The 20,089-nt window shown below is 64.7% G+C and carries 23 protein-coding genes, 1 tRNA gene and 1 pseudogene; 11 read left to right on the plus strand and 14 right to left on the minus strand.

Annotated features, from left to right (window positions below):
* Nucleotides 1–45: 45 nt before the first annotated feature.
* Nucleotides 46–130: transfer RNA gene (locus E2481_RS01905), tRNA-Leu, on the minus strand.
* A gap of 121 nt (nucleotides 131–251) precedes the next feature.
* Between E2481_RS01905 and E2481_RS01910 the strand changes: the two genes are divergently transcribed.
* From E2481_RS01910 to E2481_RS01920, 3 genes and pseudogenes are all read left to right on the plus strand, one after another.
* Nucleotides 252–764 (plus strand): multiprotein-bridging factor 1 family protein, encoded by a 513-nt coding sequence (locus tag E2481_RS01910; RefSeq protein WP_136715431.1) that lies wholly within the window; start codon nucleotides 252–254, stop codon nucleotides 762–764.
* Between the two features lie 16 nt (nucleotides 765–780).
* Nucleotides 781–867 (plus strand): annotated as a pseudogene (locus E2481_RS01915) (acyl-CoA dehydrogenase family protein); the annotation flags it as partial.
* 40 nt (nucleotides 868–907) lie between these two features.
* Nucleotides 908–1,447, plus strand: a complete 540-nt coding sequence (locus E2481_RS01920) for an HAD family hydrolase (RefSeq protein WP_250137697.1) — start codon at nucleotides 908–910, stop codon at nucleotides 1,445–1,447.
* 16 nt (nucleotides 1,448–1,463) lie between these two features.
* Here E2481_RS01920 and E2481_RS01925 read toward each other — a convergent pair whose 3' ends face one another.
* Nucleotides 1,464–1,640 carry a DUF5822 domain-containing protein gene (locus E2481_RS01925; protein WP_250137724.1) on the minus strand — a complete coding sequence of 59 codons (177 nt, stop codon included), beginning with the start codon at nucleotides 1,638–1,640 and terminating at the stop codon, nucleotides 1,464–1,466.
* A gap of 172 nt (nucleotides 1,641–1,812) precedes the next feature.
* Here E2481_RS01925 and panB point away from each other — a divergent pair, with 172 nt between their 5' ends.
* Nucleotides 1,813–2,625, plus strand: coding sequence for a 3-methyl-2-oxobutanoate hydroxymethyltransferase (gene panB / locus E2481_RS01930; RefSeq protein WP_136715433.1), 813 nt, complete (start codon nucleotides 1,813–1,815; stop codon nucleotides 2,623–2,625).
* A gap of 1 nt (nucleotide 2,626) precedes the next feature.
* On the opposite strand, the gene E2481_RS01935 is transcribed toward panB, so the two are convergent.
* A complete protein-coding gene (locus E2481_RS01935) occupies nucleotides 2,627–3,400 on the minus strand; it encodes an alpha/beta fold hydrolase (RefSeq protein WP_136715434.1) in 774 nt (257 codons plus the stop codon).
* A 156-nt stretch (nucleotides 3,401–3,556) separates the two neighbouring features.
* Here E2481_RS01935 and E2481_RS01940 point away from each other — a divergent pair, with 156 nt between their 5' ends.
* From E2481_RS01940 to E2481_RS01950, 3 genes are all read left to right on the plus strand, one after another.
* Nucleotides 3,557–3,811, plus strand: coding sequence for a DUF7127 family protein (locus E2481_RS01940; RefSeq protein ID WP_136715435.1), 255 nt, complete (start codon nucleotides 3,557–3,559; stop codon nucleotides 3,809–3,811).
* Nucleotides 3,808–6,084 (plus strand): CDC48 family AAA ATPase, encoded by a 2,277-nt coding sequence (locus E2481_RS01945; RefSeq protein ID WP_136715436.1) that lies wholly within the window; start codon nucleotides 3,808–3,810, stop codon nucleotides 6,082–6,084. Before E2481_RS01940 ends, E2481_RS01945 begins: the two co-directional genes overlap by 4 nt.
* A gap of 308 nt (nucleotides 6,085–6,392) precedes the next feature.
* Entirely contained in the window at nucleotides 6,393–6,770 is a 378-nt protein-coding gene (locus E2481_RS01950; protein WP_136715437.1) for a zinc ribbon domain-containing protein, read from the plus strand.
* 55 nt (nucleotides 6,771–6,825) lie between these two features.
* On the opposite strand, the gene E2481_RS01955 is transcribed toward E2481_RS01950, so the two are convergent.
* From E2481_RS01955 to E2481_RS01990, 8 genes are all read right to left on the minus strand, one after another.
* Nucleotides 6,826–8,064, minus strand: coding sequence for an ABC transporter permease (locus E2481_RS01955; protein WP_136715438.1), 1,239 nt, complete (start codon nucleotides 8,062–8,064; stop codon nucleotides 6,826–6,828).
* Nucleotides 8,064–8,825: an ABC transporter ATP-binding protein gene (locus E2481_RS01960; RefSeq protein WP_136715439.1), complete on the minus strand. Its 762-nt coding sequence runs from the start codon at nucleotides 8,823–8,825 to the stop codon at nucleotides 8,064–8,066. The genes E2481_RS01955 and E2481_RS01960 overlap by 1 nt, the downstream gene beginning before the upstream one ends.
* A 58-nt stretch (nucleotides 8,826–8,883) precedes the next feature.
* The gene (locus E2481_RS01965; protein ID WP_136715440.1) at nucleotides 8,884–10,527 is read right to left on the minus strand and encodes a hypothetical protein; all 1,644 of its coding nucleotides are present in this window, start codon (nucleotides 10,525–10,527) and stop codon (nucleotides 8,884–8,886) included.
* A 3-nt stretch (nucleotides 10,528–10,530) separates the two neighbouring features.
* Nucleotides 10,531–11,322 carry an ABC transporter ATP-binding protein gene (locus E2481_RS01970; RefSeq protein ID WP_136715441.1) on the minus strand — a complete coding sequence of 264 codons (792 nt, stop codon included), beginning with the start codon at nucleotides 11,320–11,322 and terminating at the stop codon, nucleotides 10,531–10,533.
* Nucleotides 11,323–11,371: 49 nt separating this feature from the next.
* A complete protein-coding gene (locus E2481_RS01975) occupies nucleotides 11,372–12,394 on the minus strand; it encodes a DNA replication complex subunit Gins51 (RefSeq protein ID WP_136715442.1) in 1,023 nt (340 codons plus the stop codon).
* 13 nt (nucleotides 12,395–12,407) lie between these two features.
* Complete coding sequence (gene priS / locus E2481_RS01980; protein WP_136715443.1) at nucleotides 12,408–13,586, minus strand: DNA primase small subunit PriS; 1,179 nt, start codon at nucleotides 13,584–13,586, stop codon at nucleotides 12,408–12,410.
* A gap of 457 nt (nucleotides 13,587–14,043) precedes the next feature.
* Nucleotides 14,044–14,574, minus strand: coding sequence for a DoxX family membrane protein (locus E2481_RS01985; RefSeq protein WP_136715444.1), 531 nt, complete (start codon nucleotides 14,572–14,574; stop codon nucleotides 14,044–14,046).
* Between the two features lie 169 nt (nucleotides 14,575–14,743).
* Nucleotides 14,744–15,364, minus strand: coding sequence for a universal stress protein (locus E2481_RS01990; protein WP_136715445.1), 621 nt, complete (start codon nucleotides 15,362–15,364; stop codon nucleotides 14,744–14,746).
* A gap of 343 nt (nucleotides 15,365–15,707) precedes the next feature.
* On the opposite strand from E2481_RS01990, the gene E2481_RS01995 reads away from it, so the two are divergent.
* Entirely contained in the window at nucleotides 15,708–16,388 is a 681-nt protein-coding gene (locus tag E2481_RS01995) for a hypothetical protein (RefSeq protein ID WP_136715446.1), read from the plus strand.
* Nucleotides 16,389–16,395: 7 nt separating this feature from the next.
* Here the strand turns inward: E2481_RS01995 and E2481_RS02000 are convergent, their stop codons facing one another.
* Nucleotides 16,396–16,689 (minus strand): PadR family transcriptional regulator, encoded by a 294-nt coding sequence (locus tag E2481_RS02000; RefSeq protein WP_136715447.1) that lies wholly within the window; start codon nucleotides 16,687–16,689, stop codon nucleotides 16,396–16,398.
* A 181-nt stretch (nucleotides 16,690–16,870) separates the two neighbouring features.
* Here E2481_RS02000 and E2481_RS02005 point away from each other — a divergent pair, with 181 nt between their 5' ends.
* Nucleotides 16,871–17,284 carry a hypothetical protein gene (locus tag E2481_RS02005; protein ID WP_136715914.1) on the plus strand — a complete coding sequence of 138 codons (414 nt, stop codon included), beginning with the start codon at nucleotides 16,871–16,873 and terminating at the stop codon, nucleotides 17,282–17,284.
* Between the two features lie 19 nt (nucleotides 17,285–17,303).
* On the opposite strand, the gene E2481_RS02010 is transcribed toward E2481_RS02005, so the two are convergent.
* Nucleotides 17,304–17,513 (minus strand): ribbon-helix-helix domain-containing protein, encoded by a 210-nt coding sequence (locus tag E2481_RS02010; protein ID WP_136715448.1) that lies wholly within the window; start codon nucleotides 17,511–17,513, stop codon nucleotides 17,304–17,306.
* 98 nt (nucleotides 17,514–17,611) lie between these two features.
* Between E2481_RS02010 and E2481_RS02015 the strand changes: the two genes are divergently transcribed.
* Entirely contained in the window at nucleotides 17,612–17,938 is a 327-nt protein-coding gene (locus E2481_RS02015; protein WP_136715449.1) for a DUF5789 family protein, read from the plus strand.
* Here E2481_RS02015 and aglJ read toward each other — a convergent pair.
* Entirely contained in the window at nucleotides 17,935–18,957 is a 1,023-nt protein-coding gene (gene aglJ, locus E2481_RS02020; RefSeq protein WP_136715450.1) for an S-layer glycoprotein N-glycosyltransferase AglJ, read from the minus strand. The genes E2481_RS02015 and aglJ overlap by 4 nt on opposite strands.
* A 279-nt stretch (nucleotides 18,958–19,236) precedes the next feature.
* On the opposite strand from aglJ, the gene E2481_RS02025 reads away from it, so the two are divergent.
* Nucleotides 19,237–20,088, plus strand: coding sequence for a TrmB family transcriptional regulator (locus E2481_RS02025; RefSeq protein WP_136715451.1), 852 nt, complete (start codon nucleotides 19,237–19,239; stop codon nucleotides 20,086–20,088).
* Nucleotide 20,089: the final 1 nt, after the last annotated feature.

Consider the following 20,089-nt stretch of genomic DNA (forward strand, 5'->3'; position numbering starts at 1 on the left):
TTTTGCGTGGGTGATGTCCTGTAGGACGTCACCTGCACTTTGCAGTGCGTGGGACCGGATTTGAACCGGCGGACCCCTACGGGACAGCGCCCTCAACGCTGCGCCGTTGGCCTGGCTTGGCTACCCACGCACGTGGTCTCTGTCTGCATTGAATCCGTATCCGTGGCCGCATAAAAGGGCTTTCGTTTGCCATCGGCCGGAGGGCCCTCGGAAACGGACCTTTCAAATACGGGGAAGCTACTACCGGTGACATGGCCAAATATTCGACCGGCGGGGCTGGCGGCAGCGCCGGTGGGAACTGTGAACTCTGTGGCGCGGAGGAGTCGGACCTCCGAACGGCCAACGTCGCCGGTGCCACCCTGGAAGTCTGTAGCGAGTGCGCCCAACACGGTGAGACCGAGGACAACAGCGGGTCCAGCGGTGACGACGGCGAGCGGAGCGAACAGGACCGCAAGCGGCGCGCCGCACAGAACACAGCCCGAGTCGAAGACGCGCGCAAGGGCGACCCGAAACACTGGGAGGAAGGCGGGACCGACTACGAGGACGACCAGCTCCCGTATCTCGTCTCGGGCTACGGGAAGCGGCTCACCGAGGCCCGCCAGGACGAAGGCCTCCAACTCGAAGAACTCGCCGAGGAACTCGACATCGACGAGGGCGACCTGTTAGCGGTCGAGCAGGGCCGAGCCACTCAGGCCGGCGTCGGCGGGTCCGTCGTCGCCAAACTCGAAGACCGACTCGACATCGAGCTCTCGGAGTCGGCCTGAGGTTTTCATCACGGCCCGGTTCTACCGGGACGCGAAGGTGACGACCATCTACGAGGGAACGACGGAGAGCCGGAATGGGATCATCGCGCGCGACCTGCTTTGACCCCGACACACATATCTACCGGCCGTCCATACGGCAGTTCGTGACGGACGAGTACGAGGCGTACGTCTACGACCTGGACGGGACGCTGGTGTCGCTGGCAGTCGACTGGGACGAGGTCGCCCGTGAGGTTGCGGGAGTGTTGCGAGCCCGCGGGGTCGGCGTTGACGGGGCCGACCTCTGGTCGATGCTCGAACTGTCCGAGGAGCACGGCTATCGGCGAAAGGTCGACGAGACCATCGCCGAGTTCGAGCGCGAGGGGGCACGCACGTCCGCGAAGCTCCCGCTCGCCGACGCGCTGCCCCACGACCAGCCGGTCGGCGTCTGTTCGCTGAACTGCGAGGCCGCCTGTCGCATCGCACTGGAGACCTACGGGCTGGACAGTGCGGTCGACGCCATCGTCGGCCGGGACTCGGTAGCGACCGAGAAACCCGACCCCGAGCCGCTTCTGGCGACGATCGACGGGCTTGGAGCCAGCCCGGAGCGGACGCTCTTTATCGGCGATTCACAGCGCGATTACGAGACGGCGGAGAACGCCGGAACTGCGTTCGTCTACGAGTCCGAGTGGCTGGACCGCGTTTGAGTCCGATTTGCCGAAGTCAGTTCGACCGGCGGGCGTAGAGGAACACCGCGACTGCTGTACAGAGCCAGACGATCGCGCCGACGCGGACCGCGAAGCTGACGCGGGCTTCCCACGAGGGGAGTTCGACGCCGGCCGAAAGCAGGGCGACGATCGGCGCCCCGAGGACAATCGTCGTGACGAACGTGACCTGCATGACCCACCCGTAGTCGACGGTCTCGTGGTCGGTGGGTTCGTCCGGATCGTCGACGCGTGTCGGCACGGATGGGCCTGTGAGCGGACGGAATAAGCGTCTATTGGTTGCGAGCGCGGGCTCCGGTGACCGATATTCGGACACGTTTAGGAACCCGGGCCGCGAGAGGGTTCGTATGCCCACAGTCACAGAGATACGCGAGATGGCCGGCGAGGAGAAGATCACGATGCTCACGGCGTACGATGCGGTAACCGCGAGCATCGTCGACGAGGCGGGCACCGACATCGTCCTCGTCGGCGACAGCGTGGGCAACGCGGAGATGGGCCACGACTCGACGCTGCCCGTCACGGTCGACGAGATGGCGAGTCGTACGGGGGCCGTCGTTCGGGGGACCGAGGACGCGATGGTCGTCGCCGACATGCCCTTTCTCTCTTTCGGCGTCGACGAGTCCGAAAGCATCGAACACTGCGGGCGGATGTTGAAAGAGGAAGGTGCCGACGCGGTCAAGATCGAGAGCAGCCCTCGAACGGTCGAACTGACTCAACGGCTGAGCGAACTCGGCATCCCGGTCATGGCACACCTCGGGCTGACGCCCCAGAAAGTCAACCAGCTCGGGGGCTACACCCGACAGGGGACCACGCCGGAAGCGGCCAGGCGCATCCTCGACCTGGCCAACAAACACGAGGAAGCGGGCGCGTTCTCGCTGGTTTTGGAACACGTCCCGGCCAACCTCGCCGAGCGGGTGACCGACGCGCTCACGATCCCGACCATCGGCATCGGTGCGGGACCGGCCTGTGACGGTCAGGTACTGGTCATCAACGACGTGGTGGGCCTGAGCGAGTGGGAGCCGCCCTTCGCGAAACAGTTCGGCGACGTTCGCAGCGAGATGGAAGGAGCGGTCGAAGGGTACGTCGACGCCGTCGAATCCGGCGAGTTCCCCGCCGAAGAACACAGCCACCACGAGGACGAGCTAGACGAGTTGTACTGAGTCAGAGCCGCTGCCGGAACCGGTCCACCGCGGCGTCGAACGCGTCGGGTCGCTCGATCATCGCGAGGTGGGCAGCGTCCTCGATCGTCGTCAGTTCGGCGTCCGGTATCTCGTCGGCGAGGTATTCGTGAAAGTCGACGGGCGTGAGCGAGTCGTGTTCGCCAACCAGCGCCAGCGTCGGCACGTCGATCTCGTCGATCCTGTCGCGTACGTCGAACTCGTGACACGACAGGAAGTCCCGCTCGGTGACGGCCCGGCCGACCGCACGCATCGCGTCCTTCGAGCCTTCGACGTGAGCCGGATCGGGGTCGTGAAAGAGCATGTCGTCGCCGTGGAGCACGTCGATCGCCCGCTCGAAGTCCTCGGCAAGTAGCTCCCGGAGGTCCGGGTGGACAGTGAGTTTCGCGCCCGTTCCTGCCAGTACCAGACCACCGGGGTCGACATCGGTTTCGAGGACGAGGTGGAGGAGGACGGCTCCGCCGAGAGAATTGCCGACCAGGATCTCCGCCCCGGTCTCACGCATGACCGCGCGCACGTCCGCCGCGTACGCATCGAGCGTCTCGTCCCCGAGAGCCGTATCGACGTCGTCGGAATCGCCGTGACCACTCAGATCGATCGCAACAGCGGGCGCGTCGTTCTCCTGGCGCCCGTACTGTGCGGTCCACACCTCGTGTGTCCCGCCGCTGCCGTGGACGTAGAGGATCGGTGCCGATTCGTCGCCGAAATCCGTCCGCCTGTAGGCCGTCTCCCGGCCGTCGTGTGTAATCGTCTGCATGGTCCCGATTGCACCGAGACAGTCATAAAGGCTCGCGACACATATCGACACGTTAGGACATGAACCGCATTTCGACCGATAAGTTGGACTTCCGCCGCCCTTTGCCGGTTTCTGGGCAATAGATTTATATACTATCGATGCTTACTTTGAGTTAGTATGAATTCAAGAGAGCAGTTCAGAGAGCAGGAAGGACCCGTGAGCCGGATGGAATACGACGACGGGTCGATGGTGCTGGCAGCCGACGTCGGCGCCGACCGGGAGGCGACCGTCGACGTGGTCGGCGACACGGTCATCGTCGTGACCGACGACGACCAGTACGAGTTCGAGCTCTCGGGTGACGAGACCGAAACCGAAGGGGACGCGCAAGCGTTTATGAAAAACGGCGTCCTCACTGTCGAGGTAGAAGCATGAAACTCACTGTCAAACCTCTCAAGCAGAAAGACGCGGGGCGCGGACTGGCCGCCATCGACCGGGCCGCAATGTCCGAGATGGGGCTGGAAAACGGTGATTACATCGTCATCGACGGCCACGAGGGCAGCCGAGCGGTCGCTCGCGTCTGGCCCGGCTACCCCGAAGACGAGGGACGGGGCGTCGTCCGAATCGACGGCCAGCTCCGCCAGGAAGCCAACGTCGGAATCGACGACACGGTCGAAGTCGAGGACGCCGACGTCCAGCCGGCCACGTCCGTGACCGTCGCGCTCCCCCAGAACCTCCGGGTTCGCGGGAACGTCGGCCCGCACATCCGGAACAAGCTCTCCGGGCAGGCTGTCACGAAGGGCCAGACCGTCCCGTTCTCGCTCGGGCTCGGCCCCCTCTCGTCGATGTCCGGCCAGCAGATCCCGCTGAAGATCGCCGACACCGACCCCGAGGGGACGGTCGTCGTGACCGACTCGACGGACATCGAGGTCAGCGAGAAGCCGGCCGAGCAGATCGCCGGCGAAGCCCCCGGTGGCGGCAACCACGCCGACACGCCCAACATCACCTACGAGGACATCGGCGGGCTCGACGACGAACTCGAACAGGTCCGCGAGATGATCGAGTTGCCGATGCGACACCCCGAACTGTTCCAGCAGCTCGGCATCGAGCCGCCGAAAGGCGTGCTCCTGCACGGGCCGCCGGGCACCGGGAAGACCCTGATGGCCAAGGCCGTCGCCAACGAGATCGACGCCTACTTCACGAACATCTCGGGCCCCGAGATCATGTCGAAGTACTACGGGGAATCCGAAGAGCAACTCCGCGAGGTGTTCGAGGAGGCCGAAGAGAACGCGCCGGCCATCGTCTTCATCGACGAGATCGACTCCATCGCACCCAAGCGCGGTGAGACCTCCGGTGACGTGGAACGCCGCGTCGTCGCACAGCTCCTCTCGCTGATGGACGGCCTGGAGTCCCGGAAGGAAGTCGTCGTCATCGGGGCGACCAACCGCGTCGACGCCATCGACCCCGCACTGCGCCGGGGCGGTCGTTTCGACCGCGAGATCGAGATCGGCGTCCCGGACAAGGAGGGCCGCAAGGAGATCCTGCAGGTCCACACCCGCGGGATGCCCCTGGTCGACGAGATCGACCTGGACGAGTACGCCGAGAGCACGCACGGGTTCGTCGGGGCCGACCTCGAATCGCTGACCAAGGAGTCGGCGATGAACGCGCTCCGCCGCATCCGGCCGGAACTCGACCTCGAATCCGACGAGATCGACGCCGAGATACTGGAGCGGTTGAAAGTCACGGAGGCGGACCTCAAGGACGCATTGAAGGGCATCACGCCCTCGGCGATGCGCGAGGTGTTCGTCGAAGTCCCCGACATCACCTGGAACGACGTCGGTGGACTCGAAGACACCAAGGAGCGACTCCGTGAGACCATCCAGTGGCCCCTGGAGTACCCCGAGGTGTTCGAGACCATGGACATGGCCTCGCCCAAGGGCGTGCTCATGTACGGCCCGCCGGGCACAGGGAAAACGCTGCTCGCCAAGGCCGTCGCTAACGAGGCCCAGAGCAACTTCATCTCGGTGAAAGGTCCCGAACTGCTGAACAAGTACGTCGGGGAGTCGGAGAAGGGCGTCCGCGAGGTGTTCGAGAAGGCACGCGCCAACGCACCGACCGTCGTCTTCTTCGACGAGATCGACGCCATCGCGGGCGAACGCGGCCGCAACTCCAGCGACTCGGGCGTCGGCGAACGCGTCGTCTCCCAGCTGCTGACGGAACTCGACGGCATCGAGTCCCTGGAAGACGTCGTGGTCATCGCGACCTCGAACCGGCCGGACCTCATCGACTCGGCGCTGTTGCGCCCCGGTCGCCTGGATCGGCACGTCCACGTGCCGGTCCCCGACGAGGAAGCGCGCCGCGCCATCCTCGAGGTCCACACCCGGAACAAGCCGCTAGCCGACGACGTCGACCTCGACAAGGTCGCCCGCAAGACCGAGGGCTTCGTCGGCGCGGACATCGAAGCGCTCGCGCGTGAGGCCTCGATGGCCGCCTCGCGGGAGTTCATCAACAGCGTCTCCCCCGAGGAGGTCGACGAGAGCGTGGGCAACGTCCGCGTGACCATGGACCACTTCGAGGACGCCCTCGATCAAGTCGGCGCGAGCGTCACCGAGGAGACCCGGGAACGCTACGACGAGATCGAAGAGCAGTTCGACAAGCGGGACGCCGGCGTCGAGGAAGAAGAGACCGTCAGCCGGACGTTCCAATGAAGTAGTACCTTTTTTACGCTCGGGTTCGCCTTCGGCGAACCTCTCGCGTAAAAAATCTACGCTAAAAAAGCGGAACTCGCGCGACGCGCGAGTTCCGTGAACCGGCGCGCGGAGCGCGCCGGATGCTTGACCGCAACCGTAGCTAACTGTGTGTCAGTGTAGCGCTAGCGATTCTATCGAACTATTCTTCGACGGTGTCGTACTGTAGACAGGACGCGACTCTATACGCGTCGCGCTGATACTCTGATGAGTCCGTCCGACTGGCTGCAGTGGGATGGCTTATGAGCGGACCCGCCTTCTCGAAAAGTATGTCCGAGGAAACGGACGACTGGGTCTACTGTCGGGAATGTGGGGCGAAAATCCGGCGGGCAGCAGAAATCTGTCCGGACTGTGGCATTCGGCAGCGCCCGCCGCCGACATCGCCAGCCGTAGAATCGGTCCTCGATGGCCGGAATCCCCTCGTTGCTGCACTGCTGTCAGCGCTATTTCCGGGGCTTGGACACATCTATGCCCGGGAAATCGAGACGGGGCTGTTTTTCGCCGTCTCGTTCATCCTTGCAGTGCTCTCGCTCATCGTCTTCATCGGCATCGTGCTCGTGCCGGCCATCTGGCTGTATGCCCTCTACGACGCTGCCAAGTCGGCCCAGCGCCGCGACGACGAGCTGACGACGGCATACGTCTCATGATCGAACCCCGAGTGGATAGTGGACAAATAACAGCCAGTAGCATCAGAAAGCCCGCCTATTCGTACCGTAGCGCTTCGATCGGGTCCACTTTCGCCGCGCTCCATGCCGGGTACAGGCCTGCGAAGATGCCCACGAGAACGCCGACGGCGATGGCGAGCGCGAACCACTCGTAAGCCAGCACCAGCGGCAGGTCGGCGTACTGTGTGACGATCCACCCGCCGAGGATTCCGAGCGGCGTCCCGACGAGGGCACCGAGCAGGCCCAGCAGCGTGGCTTCGACGAGGAACAACTGGAGGACGTCGCGGTTCGTCGCGCCGACGGCTTTCATGATCCCGATCTCCCTTGTGCGCTCCCGGACTGAGACGAGCATGATGTTGGCGATGCCGATGGCCCCGACCAGCAGGGAGATAACGGCGATACCGGTGACGAACTGGGTGAGTCGGTCGACGACGTTTCCGATGCGTTCGACGATGTCCTCGTTGGTGCGAGCGGTCACTTCGTAGCCGTCGGGCACCAGTTGGGCGGCGTCCGAGGCCGCGAGGGACCGCTGGACGCGCTCCTGGACGCCTCCGATCTCGCCGGGGTTTTCGGCGATGACGGTCACCTGGGGATACACCCGCTGTGTCTCGCCAGTCGAGGGACTTTCGACGACCTGGTCGTAGTACGACGTGGGGAGATAGAACGCGGGGCCGCCAGAGCCGAAGCCGCCGAACGGCGAGACGCTCGCGTCGGTAGCTAGCACGCCGACGACGGTGACGTTGACGCTGGTGCCGTTGCGATACGCCACGGTCACTTCCTCACCGACCGAGAGGTTTCCGGGGAACTGGGACGCCGCGTCACGATTGACGACGATCCCCGGACGGCTCTCGTTGAAGGGGCCACCGGCGGCGAACTCCGTTCCGTCGAACAGGGCCGGGGAGGTCGCCGTCACGTCCGCCGTCGCGACCGATCTATCGCCGTGGTCGACCGCCGAGACGGGAATCGACCCGACCGGGATCACCGCACGAACGCCCTCGACGGCACGAAGCCGGTCCAGATCCCGTTCGGTAAATACGGACTGTGCGCCGAATCCAGGCCCACCGCCGTCGCCGCTGGGCGAAGCGACGAGGAAGATCCGATTCGCGCCGGAGTCGCCGAACTCCCCGAGTATGTCGGCCTTGAGACTCACGCCGAGCGTGACGAAGGTGATGACGGCGGCGATGCCGATGACGATGCCCAGCGTCGTCAGCACGCTCCGGAGTTTGTGGCCCCGAATGGTTCGGACGCTCATCCGCAGGCTCTCGCCGAGTTCCATCAGGACCCCTCCGTTCGGTCGTCGGTGGGCGTTCCTTCCGGCTGTCTGTTCCCGAGTTCCTCGATGCGCTCGACACCGCCGTCCAGGAGGTGGACGATGCGGTCGGCGTGTTCGGCGATGGTTCGCTCGTGAGTGACCAGGAGGATCGAGTGGCCCTCGTCCCGCAGGTCGTCGAACAGGTCCATGATCGTCGCGCCGGTCTCGGTGTCGATGTTGCCGGTCGGTTCGTCGGCCAGGAGCAGGGCCGGGTCGGTCGCGAGCGCTCGGGCGATCGCGACCCGCTGGCGCTGCCCACCGCTGAGTTCCGACGGCCGGTGGTCCGTGCGGTCGGCGAGGCCGACGCTGTCGAGCAGGTCTCGTGCCCGGTCGAGTCGTACGTCGCGGTCGACGCCCTGGAAAACGAGCGGGAGCGCGACGTTCTCCTCGGCGGTCAAACGCGGCATGAGGTTGAACGTCTGGAAGACGAAGCCGATCTCCTCGCCGCGGACCCGCGCCCGGTCCCGGTCGCTCAGGCCGGTCACTTCACGGCCATCGACGTGAACGGTCCCGGAGTCTGGGGTATCCAGACAGCCGATGCAGTTCAACAGCGTGCTCTTCCCGGACCCGCTCGGTCCCATCACCGCGGTGTAGGAGCCGTGGGGAAGGGTGAGGGACACGTCAACCAGCGCGTGGACCGGCTGGCCGCGCTGATACGTGCGACTGACATCGCTGAGCTGTACCGCGGCCGTCGACGCGGCGCGTTCGCCCGCCGTCCCGTCCATACTCGGAATTGGGGCTCGGGCCAATTTAACGTACCGCGAGCGTTGGGTCGGCCGCGGATCACTCGTAGGTGAACGCGTTCACCCGTCTGATCGTGTACCGATAACAGATCGCACCGATGGCCCCGACGCTCGCGGCCCAGAACGCCAGCGCACCGAGTTGGGCGAGCAGTTCAGTCGTCCCGGTGAAGGGTGGGCCGTCGTAGAGGGCCGGAACGAAGACGGCGGCAAAGCCCAGCGCGGCCAGGATCGCGGTCAGAAACGAGTGGCCCAGCAGCGCGACGGTAGTCGGCGTCGGCGCTTCGACCCCGCCGAAGGCCCTGACCGACTCGAACCGCGGCGCGGCAGCGCCGAGCGCCAGAGCCAGCGTACTGCTGAACCAGGTGAGCGCAACGGCGAGCACTGCGACGAACGCCACGTCTACGGCTCCGAGACTGCTGAACCAGCCGAGGGCGACGACCAGCAGAAGGGAGAGGGGGAGCCACAGCAGCGTCCCGGCGAGAACGCGCGCCCGAACGATCGTTCGACCCGGCGAGGGCGTCGTCACGATCGCGGGAAGCATCGAACCCTCGATGCCCAGCGGGTTCAGCCCGAAGGTCCCACCGGCGAGGAACGCGCCCAGGACGGCCACGAACATCGGCAGGACGGCCGACCGCGGATGCTCGAACGTGTATTGCAGGATCGGGAAGCCCATGAACAGGAAGTACAGCAAGTGAACGAACTGGCCCGGGGCGCGGAGACCGCGCAGCCACTGCCACCAGATCAGCCGCATGGTCCGGGTCGCGCCGAGCGGACCCGGCGCACCGACCCCGCCGAACCGCGGCGAATCGTCGCTAGCGTCGCCCTCCTCGGTCGTCGTGGCCTCACCGTCACCGTACCAGACCGCGGGTCCGAGCCGCCAGGCCGTCCCGAGCAACAACGGGAACACACCGAAGACGAGTCCCGCTGCAACGATCGATTCGAGACCAGGTGCGACGGCAAACGGCGACGCGACGAGCAGGAAGTCGGCGTAGGGACCGATGGGAACGACACTCAGCGGTTCGAGCAGGTAGTGGATGCGCGAGGTGTCCTCGGGAAGGTAGACGTTGATGCCGAAGACGACGCCGACCATGACGACGAGGGCGACGCCGGTCTGAGGGACGTCGCCCCAGCCGAGTCGGCGGTAGAGCAGGCGAACAGCGTAGGCCAGGACGAACCCGCCCGCGAGGGCAACAGCCAGGATCGGGAGCAGCCCGAAGAGGACGACGGGCACCATCAGCGGGGTGCCTGCCCCGTAGGCGAACGCACCGACGACGAACGCGATCGGCGTCAGGAAGACGGCGAGAATCCGGAGATACTCGGCGAGCACCAGTCCCGTGACGACGGCACGCGGCCGGACCGTCGTCAGCATCAGGTCGGCGTGGTCGATGTCCCCGGCGCGTTCGATCATCCGCAGGCCGAACAGGGCCGTCATCGACCCGAGCCAGGCGGTGATCTGCGCCCTGGCGAGCGTGATGACGGGCATCGTCGTTCCGTCGGCCAACCGGGTACCGGCGGCGTAGCTCCCGCTGACGAACAGGAAGCCGGCCGGCGTGAACGCCAACAGCATGAACGAGAGACCGAGCAGTTGGCGGCGGCTGGCCAGGATCGATCGGACGCTCCGGCGGACCTCGACGCCGGCGATGCGAACGCCGTGGCGCAGGTCGGTTCCGAGCCGTCCGGCCATCGGTCACCCCTCCGCGTCGGCCGGCTCGCCGTCCCAGGCCCGTTCGTCGGTGACCGACAGAAACACGTCCTCGAGCGTGCGTTCCACGGCGTCGTCGGTCCCGTTCCCGGCCGTGGCCGCTTCGGCCCGGCGCTTGAGGGCCGCAGGCGACCCTTCCGCGACGAGACTGCCGTCGGCGAGCATTCCCACGGTATCGGCGAGTTCCTCGACGACCGGGAGGATGTGTGTCGAGAGGAAGACGGTCCGCCCCTCGTCGGCCTGTTCCGCGATGAGATCACGAACCGTTCGGGCCGCTCGCGGGTCCAGGCCGCTCGTCGGTTCGTCCAGAAAGATCACGTCCGGGTCCTGCAACACGGTCCCGGCGAGCGCGGCCTTCTGACGCATTCCCTTCGAGTAGGTCCTGATGGGATCGTCGGCCGCACCGGCCAGGTCGAACCGGTCCAGCAGCGGATCGATGCGCTCGCGCTGGTCGGCGTCCAGATCGCGGAGGTCCGCGAGATAGGTCAGTTGCTCGCGAGCGGTCAGTTCGTCGTAGACCGGCGGTGTCTCGGGCATGTACCCGATGTGGTCGACGACGGCGTCGCGGTCGCTGACGTGATCGCCCATGACCCACGCGTCACCGCTGGTGGGCGTCGTCAGCGTCGTCAGAATGCGCATGGTCGTCGTCTTGCCCGCGCCGTTGGGGCCGAGAAAGCCGTAGACGACGCCGCGGGGAATCGAGAGAGACAACCCCGCCAGGGCGTCGGTGTCACCGTAGGACTTCGTCAACGAGTCGGTCTCGATGGCTGCGGGCATTTGCTATTCACTCCCCCAGCCAGGGCCATCAATCAACCGCTCTCGGACCTCAGTCGAGGCGCTCGGCGGCGTCGCGTTCGACCAGCGGGTCGGCGTTCGTCGCCGGCAGCGTCACCACGTCCTCCGAGGAGAGATCGTACTCGCGGTCGTCGACGCCCAGAATCTCGCCCACGTCGCGTGTGATGCGAACGGTCGTCCGGTCGACTCGCCGATCGCCACCACCGTCCGACCGGGGCTCCGCTTCGGGCGTCGTCCCGGTTCTGCCCCCCTGGGGTTCGTCGGTTCCTCCGGCGGACTGAGTGGCGTCGGGACCGTCCCCGACGGACACGACGTCCGGCTCGCTCGCCTGGCCATCGGGGCCGTCCGGTGGGACTGCCTGTGTGCCGTTCCGTGTGGATTCCGACGAGTCGCCGTCCGATCCCACTCCGGCTTCGGGTGCCGGTCGGTCCGTGTCGGTCGGGTCCATCTCGGCTCTCGACCTCGAACCATCGGTAGACGATGGTTGCTTCCCGTCGGTATCCGACTGTGGATCGTCCGACTGGGTTTCGGCCGTCGACGCCGAGTCCGTCCCGCCCATGAGGTCGGCGGCGTCGACGCCGTCGGTCGGGTCGGGCGCCGTCGGCTCGGGTGACTCCTGGGCAGGGCTCGCGTCCGTCTGACCGGAGTCGGTCCCGGACTCGGCGTCGTCGCCGTCGAGAACGCCGAACACCTGATCGCGGTTCGCCTCGATGGATGCGACCAGCTGTTCGAACAGTTCCCGTTCCTCGGCGGTGAGTCCTTCGTCCTCTGTGGGCATGTCCGCGGCGGCGAAGGAAGCCATCTTGACCAACTTCCCGACGCGGCGTTCGTAGATGGCCTCGACGGTCTGTTCGGCCGTCTTGATGTCGTCGGAGAGTCGGTTGACCTCGGGGGAGTCGAACGGGTCGTCGGCGCGAGCGGCCGCCGTTTCCCGTTCCTCTCGGAGGTTTTGAACGAACTCGCCGGCGTCGGCGTAAAAGGTCTCGCGCAGTTGCTGGAGGCTGTCGCTCTGTCGCTCGCGGTCCCGAATCGATTGCAGCTCGTCCAGGTTCATGCGGTCTGTAGTGTCACTCTTTGCCCTTCTCGGCGCGACCCCGTGCCATCAGGAACACGCCCACGTGCTCTGGAACGGTACGAACACCCTCCGCAAGTGTAAAGCTATCGCCCCCGAGTTCGACCGTTCCACCGTCGGTCACTTCCACAGAGATGTCGTGGCCCCGGAACGTCTCCGGGACGGCATCGACCAGCGGGTCGAACGCCTCGATGTCCCCCCGGTCGATGCGGCGCACCGCAAGCCCGCTCCCACCGTGGATGGTACCCGGCATCCGGATCAGTCGGTTGGTGTCCGTCGTGACCGGCTCGTCGATGGGAGCGTTGTCCGCTTCGACGACGTCCCCGATCAGCACCTTCGCGACCTGGACGAACGCCGAATGCACGTCGATGTTGCCGGCCCGGATCTGCTCGCGGTTCTGGCGGGCGGCGTTCAGCGCCGCGGTCGCCTTCCCCTCGCCGATACCATCGAACTCCTGGAGTCGATCGACGGCGTCGTCCTCGTCCATCGCCAGCAGATCGTCGACGAACGACTCGATGTGGTCCAGTGCGCGGCGACTCCAGCCGCCCTCCGCCGAGAGGGTTCGCTTCTGGGCCGGGCTCTTCCGGCCCGCTTCACCGCCCACGGCTTCTTCCTCGATGAGCGCGTCGAACTCCAGGCCGATGCCCCGCACGTAGTCGACGATCTCCCGGCGGGCGTCGCTTTCGAGTCGCTGGATGCCCTCGTCGCGGACGTGGACGTGGTAGCCTCGCCCGCCCGAGAAGACGACGGTCAGGTCGTCGAAACCGAAATCGTTTTCGAGGAAGTCCAGCAGCCGGCAGAGCGCGTCTTTGCACTTTGCCAGCATCTCCGCGTAGGAGTCCTCGCCGAGCGTGACCGACGGGAGGTGGTCGGCGTCCAGGTCGAAGACCAGGTCCGAGGAGCGCCAGTTTTTCTCGCCCATCGAACTCGCGCCGGGCGCGTCGTAGCGGCCGGCCGAAAAGTAGACGTGACGCGGCCGCTCGCGTTCGAGGAACGATTCGAGGTCGCCCAGGTCCAGGAGCGACTTGTGCCGGACCATCGTCGTCCCCGGACTCTCCGTCCAGGGGATGTACCCCCACTCGCGCTCGTTGGCGTCCGGCGGCGGCGACAGGTCCGTCCGGCGATAGTAGTCACCGAACCGACCCCGAAGGTACGCTCGCGTTCGTTCCTCCATGCTATCACTCCGATGGCAACCCTCGGACAATAGCGTTTGCGTTCCACTTTTTACTCTCTCGGGTGGCCTGCGGCCACCACTCGGTCGCAAAACCTGGACTAAAACTGCCGGACGACTCGCTCACTGCGTTCGTCGCGTCCGGTGAACCGGCGCGCTTGCGCGCCGGATGCTTGACTACTTACTGTGTCTGCGGACTGAACACGAGCATCCGCGCGAACGTAGTGAGTGCGGTTCACTGAAATCGAACAGAGTGAGGCTTCAGTCTTTTTCGCCCACGTTTTTCGAGGAGTGGTGATCGAGCGGAGCGAGGTCACCCGACGATGAAAAAGGTGGCTGTACTGATCGGTCTCCTGTTCTCCAGCCATCTCGACGCGTGATGACTCACACTGAAACAACTGCGCACAGCGTACTGGCACTGATAGAGGAGGCTAAAACAGACAGTCCGACGCCCCGGGAATTACCCGAGGAACAGCCGGAGTTTCGGGTAGCGCTGGACCAGGCTTGTCTCCTCGAGGTAGCCGTCGAGGCCGAAGATGCGGCCGGCACCGAACGCGCCCAGACCGAACAGCAGGAGCGCGTAGACGATGTGGTCGTCGATGACGATGCCGTTCGCGAGCGGCAGCGCCGCCGCCCAGTAGAACAGCATCATTACGGCGCCCCAGATGGCTGCCCAGCGAACGAGTGCGCCGAGCAGCAGGCAGAGCCCGACGAGCATCAGTCCCCACGCGTTGAGGGGGTCGATCAGCCAGACCCACTCGTTAGCCAGGGTCGCCCAGAGCCCGCCGAAGGGGTTCCCTTCGGGGATGGCGTTCAGCAGGAATCCCGCTGCGGTCCACTCTGGGTCCAGCACCTTCGTGATGCCGGCGTAAAAGAACGTCCAGCCCATGACGAGCCGGAGCCCCAGCAGTGCGTACCCGATCCAGTGTTCGGAGTACTCGAAGTCGGTTTCTCTGCCGAATAAGTCAGTTTCTAATTTGCGTGTGGACATGTTCGGTCACCTCTACATGTATACTTTTGAGGACTGATGATATATAATAGTATGACTATTTTCAAAAGTATATAATGGTATTTTAATTAACACCTCCAGAACAGTCAATTTATGCCTCTGGGGACAGAGACGTGCCGGAAACGAAGAACAGTTATTGGTCGCGAACAGGTCAGTTTCGTTCGACAACGCTCGTCCGCTGTGTCACCGGGTCGAGGTAAGCAATCAGTGATCCGTCCTCGTAGTCCGCTTCGACGACCCAGACGCTCACCTGGTGGTCGACGCCGGTGATCGTCGCGTCGTATCCAGCGTCCTCGATGGCCGATTCGACCAGTTCGCGGGCGTGGTCGTCGTCCTCGACGGTGACGTCCGACTCGGGGAGTCGAACCGTCATGACCGGGCAGGACGCGTGACGGACGAGTCGCTCCGCCACGCTCCCGATGAGTCGCCGCTTGACGCCGGTGCGGCCGTGGGTGCCGGCGACGATGACGTCGGCGCCGATGTCATCGGCGTAGTCGAGGATTTCCGAGGCGGGGTCGCCGTCCCTGACCGCCGTCTCGGCGGTGACACCGTGGATGTTGGCCATCGTCTCGATGCGCTCGACGGCGTGTTGTCCCTGCTGTTCCAGTTCGTCAGTCGACTCCCCGTCCCCGAGCATCGAACTGACGTCCGAGTCGACGACGTTGAGGACGTGGAGCGTCGCCCCGTACTGCTCGGCGAGGTCGATGGCCTGCATCGCTACGTGTGCTGTACCCGTGCTTCCGTCGGTGGGGATCAGTATACGCTCGTACATATTCGGAGTGAGGATGGCGGCGTGTAAATAAGTGGTCCTGCGCTCCCGGGCGGTGAGAACACACGTGGCGAAGGCCGGCTTCGAATACGACGGGCAGACCCCAGTTACCGACCCGCAGAAGCCCCCGGAACACAAAGAGGGCCGCAGCACCAGTCACCAGAACACGATCACTAGCGAGGCAAGCACCGAACCCCGAGCGGCCGCCCCAGGACGACCGCGGCCCGGGACCACCGAATTTACAATGGTGTTTCCGATCCGGCGAACTGAAACATTGGTGGCTGATTATATAGCTGTGTTGCCAGTTTACGTTCATTTTTAAGGTAGTAGACCCAACCCGTGAGACATGCCGATGAAAGGATCGGGGACGGCGACGGAGTACCGGGAAATCGACCGCCGTGAGGAGGGCGTCGGCTGGATCGCGTTCCCGAACGAGACGATGCAGCGGGCGAGTCACGCATTCGCCGTCGACGGCGAGGTCTGGGTCTGTGACCCGATCGACGTCGACGGACTCGACGAGTTGCTCGGGGAGTTCGGTGAGGTCGCCGGCGTCGTAATACTGCTGGACAGGCACAAACGCGACGCCGCCGAAGTCGCGAACCGACACGACGTGTCCGTTCACGTCCCCGAGTGGATGGACGGCGTCGTCGAGGACATCGACGCGCCGACGGAGCGTATCCACGTGGAACTGGGGGAAACGGGCGTCGGCGTCCACAAACTCGTCGACAACCGGTTCTGGCAGGAAGCCGCCCTGTACATCGAAGAACGTGACGAACTCATCGTTCCGGAGTCGGTTGGGACTGCGGACTACTTCCGGACGGGGAGCGAACGGCTCGGCGTCCATCCGATGCTCCGGCTGAAACCGCCGAAACGGCTGAAGCGGTTCTCACCGGACCGAGTCCTCGTCGGACACGGTGCCGGCGTCCACGAGGGGGCAGCCGAGGCACTCTCCAGCGCTGTCTCGGGAGCGCGAGCGCGAACGCCGGGGCTCTACGTGAAGAATTTGAAAAACCTCGTGCTGGGGTGAGTCACCGTCAGGCGATGGCGACTTCGACGTCCTGAAGGTACGAGTTCTCCCATTCGCGCCGGTCGACGAGGGCGCTTTCGCCCGACTCGGTCAGGTCGTAGGAGTTGGTCCGACGGTCGATCTGTCCTTTCTCGACGTAGCCACGCTCGACGAGTTCGTCGAGGTTCGGATACAGCCGCCCGTGGTTGACGTCGCCCTCGTAGTAGTCCTCGAGTTCGGCCTTGATAGCCAGGCCGTACGCCTCGTCGAGTCCGGCCAGTACGTAGAGGACGTCCCTCTGGAACGCGGTAAGGTCGTGCATTGTTCATATAGCTGTTGTGTTTTGACAGAGATAAAATTGTTGGCAGTCCAAAACCCGGTTACAGTTACCTAACCTACCGATTGTTCCCAACTGTTCGATAATGTGTTCATGTTTCAAATCAAATATTTCAAGCTCAGGGGCCGGTCGGTGAAATTATATCTAGGGGGCCCAAATGGAAACTGTGGTCAACATCACTCGTGGTTTAGCCGAGACGTTAGTCCGGTTCGGGGGTGACCGCGACCCGGAGTCCGTGACGATCGCCCTCTCAGTACGGCCGGCAGGGGAACTCGACGAGACGGATCTCCCGGACGATACCCCGGTATTCACGCATTTCTACCTCCCGAACGCGGGGGGATCGGTCAACGCGGTGTTCGGGATGGATCTCGGGACGCCGGCCGGCCAGACACAGGGTCGGTTCGTCTCGCACCCGTCGGGTAAGCTCTCGGTCTCCGAACGCGACGACCTCGCGGAGGTGGTGTTCGTCGCCGTCCCACCGTGGGACCTAGACTCGCTGGCCGCGTTCGACCGGAGCGGTCGACGGCAGGAACTCACACTCGTCGACGCCGAACCGCCGGAAGAATCGGTGTCGCTGTAGCGGTCCCGGTCCTCGGCAGCTAATCCAGGTAGCCCAGGTCCTGCAGTTGCTCGGCGATTTCAGCGAACTCCGACTCCGTGAGTTCGTCCTGCTGTTGGTGTTGGATGACGATGCTTCGCAGGAGGAACCGGACCAGATCGCTGGTGCTGGAGAAACTCGTGCCTTCGATAGTCTCGTCGACGCGATCGGCCAGATCGGTGGGGATCGAGACCGTCGTGTAATCGGTCATGTCGCTCCCAAGGTCGACCGCTCGGATAGGCGTTGTGCTGCCGAGCGCTCGGTCGGGAGGGATAGGGTTTTCGGGATGCGAGCAGATAGACTCAACCAATGGGAGTTCGGCCACCACAACAGGACGACGACGAACCGGATGCCATCGAGTTCGGCATCGCGGCGCTGGACGCACGCCTCTCGGAGGTCGCGGTCGAGTACCCGACCGACGGTGAGACGATTCGAAGGACGCTCGGCGACACTGAAATCCCGTACAACGCGGCCGGAAACACCGTCTCGATCGGCGAGGCCATCGACCAGTCCGGGAAGACCCACTTCGAGTCCGAGCAGGAACTGCTCAACGCCCTCCACCCGGTCTTCGAGGAGATGCGTGAATCAGCGTCGTCCAGTATCCTCATGCAACTGCGTGCCCTGGTCCCCTTCTAGTCCCGTTCTGCACTTTCGCCCGGGGCGGTCAGCTCCTCCGAAGAATCGGATTCCGTCTCCCGAGTTCCCGCTGACTCGGCGGCCTGTGGCTGCTGCTCGCTCAGTTTCTCGGCCAGTTCCTCCAGACGCCGGGTCTGTTCGCGGTTGATCGCCACGATCATGTCCGATAGGACGCCGAAGATCAGCAGCTGGACGCCGAAGATGATCGCAAGCGTCCCCACGATGGCGATGACTTCGTGTGAGGTCCGGGTCGTGATCCACTCGATAGCCACGTACGCCCCGAGCGCGACGCCGGCGAGCGTGCTCAACACGCCGACGCTCCCGAAGTAAAACAGCGGGTTGTTGGTCTTGGCCATCTGGTACAGCGTCAGAATGATGACGCCCCCGTCCCGGAACGGCCGGAGGTTCGTTTCGGAGTCGTCCGGTCTGGCCTCGTAGCGGATGGGCACGACCTCGGTCTTGACGCCGTGTTTGACACACTCGACGGCCAGTTCCGTCTCGATACCGAATCCCGAGGCGGTCAGGTTCAGTCGCTCCATCGACTCCCGCGTGAACGCGCGGTAGCCGCTCAGGATGTCTTGGAGGTTCCGGCCGTGGATCCAGCGGAACGCGCCGTTGATGAGTCGGTTCCCGAGACGGTTGAGCCGCGACATCGCCCCTGACTCCATGTCGGCGAACCGGTCGCCGATGACGTGTTCCGCTCGTCCCGCAAAGAGCGGTTCGAGCATCGCGTCCGCATCCTCGACCCGGTAGGTGTCGTCGCCGTCGAGCATCAGGACGTACGGGTTGTCGATGTACCGGAGGCTCTCGCGGACGGCCTGTCCCTTCCCGTTCCCGGACTGAATCTCCACGCGTGCGCCGTGCTCGGCCGCGATCTCTCTGGTCCCGTCGGCGGAGTCGCCGTCGATGACCAGCACGTCCTCGAAGCCCCGCGAGGTGAACTCGTCGATGACGGTGCCGATGGTCTCGGCCTCGTTCAGCGTCGGGATGAGGACACAGACGTCCGAGCGGTCGGGCATCGTCGGGGTATGGTCACCACGTTCGCAAAAAGGTACGGTTCCGTCGCCGTGTTCTCGGTCGGACACCCGTCCGTGCCGCTCACTCGTCGGTGCGCTGGTCGCTCATGTGTTCCCAGATCTCCGTGCACCCACAGCCGTCGTCGACGTCCGCGAGGTGATCCGCGTCGTCGGGTTCCCTGTCTCTCGGCATAGTTACTCGATCTCTGAGTAACTGTAGTGATTTCTTTTGATAAGTATCTTTCGGCACCCTTAGGGGGAGGGGGTTCATATCGGGGCGACATGACCGAGGAAGCGGCCGGGATATTCGACCGGCTTGGGCTGACCGAGTACGAGACGACCGCGCTGACGGAGTTACTCACGCTCGGCCGGACGACGGCCCCGAACCTCGCGGAGGCGACCGGCATCCCGAAAGCCCGTATCTACGGCGTCCTCGATTCGCTCTCGGATCGGGGCTACATCGAAATCGTTCCGGGCCGACCCAAAGAGTATCAACCAAAATCCCCCGAGGAGATACTCGACCGCGCCAGGGAGAACCGCCGACAGGACTACGAGCAGTTCTGCCAGGACCTCTCGGACCACCGGGAGGCGTTCCTCTCGGAGTTCCGGCCCCGCTTCGAGCGGGCGAGCGAGGACATCACGCCCACCGAGGAACTGTTCCACGTCGTCGACGTCGGGGAACCCAGCGAGCGGGAGACCCGCCGACTCTACCACGACGCCGAGGAACGCGTCCGCGTCATCACCAAGAGCTTCGAGTACTTCGACGCCGTCAGGCCCGCCTTCGAGGAGACGCTCGACCGGGGTATCGACGTCGACGTTCTCTTTCTTCACCCCGAACATCTCTCCGACGAGAACCGTCCGATACAGGAACGGATGGTCGAGCGCATGACTGGCGAGTACCCGTCGGTCGACCTGCGGTTCAGCGAGTCGAAACTCCCCTGGCGGGGCACGATCGTCGACCCGAGCATGGAGTACGAGACCGGCAACGCCCTCTTCCTCGTCGAGGAAAAGGACATCCCGCTCCACATGCGCCAAGCGGCGATCACCGAGAACGGTTCGTTCGTCGCTGGCCTCCAGCGCTACTTCGAGTTGGTCTGGGAACACGAAAGTGACACGTCGACGTACGAACCGTAAC

Origin of the sequence: Halorientalis salina, from assembly GCF_005049285.1 — an archaeon.
GTDB lineage: Archaea > Halobacteriota > Halobacteria > Halobacteriales > Haloarculaceae > Halorientalis > Halorientalis salina.

Bases quoted from the DNA above. Each gene is read 5' to 3' on its own strand.
- E2481_RS01910 (WP_136715431.1), top strand. From the start codon at position 252: ATGGCCAAATATTCGACCGGCGGGGCTGGCGGCAGCGCCGGTGGGAAC.
- E2481_RS01925 (WP_250137724.1), bottom strand. From the start codon at position 1,640: ATGCAGGTCACGTTCGTCACGACGATTGTCCTCGGGGCGCCGATCGTC.
- panB (WP_136715433.1), top strand. From the start codon at position 1,813: ATGCCCACAGTCACAGAGATACGCGAGATGGCCGGCGAGGAGAAGATC.
- E2481_RS01935 (WP_136715434.1), bottom strand. From the start codon at position 3,400: ATGCAGACGATTACACACGACGGCCGGGAGACGGCCTACAGGCGGACG.
- E2481_RS01940 (WP_136715435.1), top strand. From the start codon at position 3,557: ATGAATTCAAGAGAGCAGTTCAGAGAGCAGGAAGGACCCGTGAGCCGG.
- E2481_RS01945 (WP_136715436.1), top strand. From the start codon at position 3,808: ATGAAACTCACTGTCAAACCTCTCAAGCAGAAAGACGCGGGGCGCGGA.
- E2481_RS01950 (WP_136715437.1), top strand. From the start codon at position 6,393: ATGTCCGAGGAAACGGACGACTGGGTCTACTGTCGGGAATGTGGGGCG.
- E2481_RS01955 (WP_136715438.1), bottom strand. From the start codon at position 8,064: ATGGAACTCGGCGAGAGCCTGCGGATGAGCGTCCGAACCATTCGGGGC.
- E2481_RS01960 (WP_136715439.1), bottom strand. From the start codon at position 8,825: ATGGACGGGACGGCGGGCGAACGCGCCGCGTCGACGGCCGCGGTACAG.
- E2481_RS01965 (WP_136715440.1), bottom strand. From the start codon at position 10,527: ATGGCCGGACGGCTCGGAACCGACCTGCGCCACGGCGTTCGCATCGCC.
- E2481_RS01970 (WP_136715441.1), bottom strand. From the start codon at position 11,322: ATGCCCGCAGCCATCGAGACCGACTCGTTGACGAAGTCCTACGGTGAC.
- E2481_RS01975 (WP_136715442.1), bottom strand. From the start codon at position 12,394: ATGAACCTGGACGAGCTGCAATCGATTCGGGACCGCGAGCGACAGAGC.
- priS (WP_136715443.1), bottom strand. From the start codon at position 13,586: ATGGAGGAACGAACGCGAGCGTACCTTCGGGGTCGGTTCGGTGACTAC.
- E2481_RS01985 (WP_136715444.1), bottom strand. From the start codon at position 14,574: ATGTCCACACGCAAATTAGAAACTGACTTATTCGGCAGAGAAACCGAC.
- E2481_RS01990 (WP_136715445.1), bottom strand. From the start codon at position 15,364: ATGTACGAGCGTATACTGATCCCCACCGACGGAAGCACGGGTACAGCA.
- E2481_RS01995 (WP_136715446.1), top strand. From the start codon at position 15,708: ATGCCGATGAAAGGATCGGGGACGGCGACGGAGTACCGGGAAATCGAC.
- E2481_RS02000 (WP_136715447.1), bottom strand. From the start codon at position 16,689: ATGCACGACCTTACCGCGTTCCAGAGGGACGTCCTCTACGTACTGGCC.
- E2481_RS02010 (WP_136715448.1), bottom strand. From the start codon at position 17,513: ATGACCGATTACACGACGGTCTCGATCCCCACCGATCTGGCCGATCGC.
- E2481_RS02015 (WP_136715449.1), top strand. From the start codon at position 17,612: ATGGGAGTTCGGCCACCACAACAGGACGACGACGAACCGGATGCCATC.
- aglJ (WP_136715450.1), bottom strand. From the start codon at position 18,957: ATGCCCGACCGCTCGGACGTCTGTGTCCTCATCCCGACGCTGAACGAG.
- E2481_RS02025 (WP_136715451.1), top strand. From the start codon at position 19,237: ATGACCGAGGAAGCGGCCGGGATATTCGACCGGCTTGGGCTGACCGAG.